Below are 2,002 nucleotides of genomic sequence, written 5' to 3'. Positions count from 1 at the left end.
CTGATGGTAACGCCGGATACCGCTGATTTGGCCGCGATGGGGTTAAACGCCACGACCGGCTGGAGCTTTGACGCCAGTCATGCCGGTGCGCCGGTGGCGAATAAAGCGGGAACTTGGGGATTAATATTTAATGCCATTAATGTGACAACTAGCGGAGATATTGATCTAACCGGCGTGAGTATGACTAACAGCAATCTGACTGGGCGTCATGTTAGCTTGCAGGGAGCAACGAATGGCCCACTGATGGTTACCGACAGCGCCTTGCATGCTACGGATGGGGATGTCACGCTGAACACCACCGGTGGTTCCCTGACGGTAAATAACAGCAACCTGAGTACAACCAAGGGTGATATCACCCTGAACGCCAGCAAGGGTGTGCTGGCGGCCAACAACAGCAACCTGCATGCCAGTGGGGGCGATATCACCATTGCAGGGGCGCGGGTTCAGAAGCCGGGGCCTGACGGGGTGGGTATCACCGGCGGCACGCTGAATGCCACCGGGAATATCAGCATCACCGGGTACGGGACAGGCGGGTTCTCTAATGGCGGGCTTCGGCTCACGAATGTTGTTCTGAATGCCAGCGCCATCACTCTGAACGGGAGTAAAAACACGGCTCCCGGCAATACCGGCAGCACTCCCGGCCTGGATCTCAACAACGCCACACTGACCGCCGTGAATGACATTACCCTGATCGGAGCCGCCAATCAAAATGGGATGCGGATTGGGAATAGCTCGGTGCTGAACAGTACACAGGGGCACGTCAGTATAACAGGGCTCTCCACGGGTCTGGGGGGGTATGACAAGGTATCGATCGACATCAACAACAGCACCATCTCTGCGTACAGCGGCATCACCCTGAGCGGGAACTCAACAAACAATCCGGGTGCTGGTGTTGTGCTTGATAAAGCAAATATGACTGCCTCTGCCGGCAATATCAGCGTGACGGGTAAAGGGGGTGGCAGTGCAAATGGTTCCCTGTATGTCAAAAACAGTAATTTCTCCGCACAGAATACCGTGCTGGAAGGCACCACTTCCAGTGGCAATAACAGTGTGCAACTGGGCGGGAATATTACTGTCACGCAGGGTAACCTCTCGGTGACAGGCGACGGGGGGAATGGCGGTTCAGTGGGCATTCAGGGGCAGTCGGGCCTGAATGTGACCGTCGCCAATGGCAGCCTGAGTATGAACGGGAGCACCTCCGGTAATTCGGCAGGACTGAACCTGACCAATGCCAGCCTGAGCGCAAATAATGCCAGTCTGACGGGCTCTAACACCGGCAGCGGCTTTGGGTTTGTTCTGAATAATGTCACCCTTAACGGCGGGATTGCGAACGGCACGAACACCACCCTCAGTTCCGCGGGTAGTGCCGGTGTTGTCACCAACGTGATCGGTCAGGGGGTGTTGAATGCGACCACGACTGAAGCATTGATGCGCGCAGGTATCGAGAACAACACGCAGATTAACGCGTCGGATGTGGCGGATCTGGCAGAGAGCTCGAGTGACGACTGGACGGGTGACTATACCAGCAGTAAGGGCGGTGGCTGGATCTTTGATAGCGCCAATATCACCAAGACAGGGAATATCAATCTGACGGGGGTGGGGTTTGTCAACAGTAACCTGACTGCCGGAAACATCTCTTTATCCGCCGCTACAGGCAGTCTGCTGGTCACCGACAGTACCCTGAATGCCACCGTTGGGAATGTTAGCCTGAGCACCGCCAATGGCACGCTGACAGTCGGCAACGCTAACCTGTCCTCTGCGGGCGGGGAAACCACGCTCTGTGCCACCACCTCGTCGGGTAACGGTGGTGCCGGCGTGAAGCTGGCTGGAACGGTAAACGCGACACAGGGCAATTTAACGGTCAACGGAACCAACCTTGCCGGCGAGGGCAACGTGTGGGGAGTTGATGCGCGTAATGCTACCCTGAACCTATCGGCGGAGAATGCCGTCCTAACGATAATGGGGAATGTGGCTAACGGTGTAGGGCTGGATCTGAGCGGAG

1 protein-coding gene is annotated in these 2,002 nt (G+C 56.5%); it reads left to right on the top strand.

What is annotated here, in order from left to right:
• Nucleotides 1-180: 180 nt before the first annotated feature.
• A partial coding sequence (locus EHO01S_RS16975) for a beta strand repeat-containing protein (protein WP_155964379.1) occupies nucleotides 181-2,002 on the top strand: 1,822 nt, incomplete at its 3' end.

The sequence above is a fragment of the Edwardsiella hoshinae NBRC 105699 = ATCC 33379 genome (assembly GCF_000474215.1).
In the GTDB taxonomy this organism is placed as follows: Bacteria; Pseudomonadota; Gammaproteobacteria; order Enterobacterales; family Enterobacteriaceae; genus Edwardsiella; species Edwardsiella hoshinae.
Note: the sequence above shows the minus strand (reverse complement) of the source record. Positions and strands in the feature narration are given on the sequence as shown.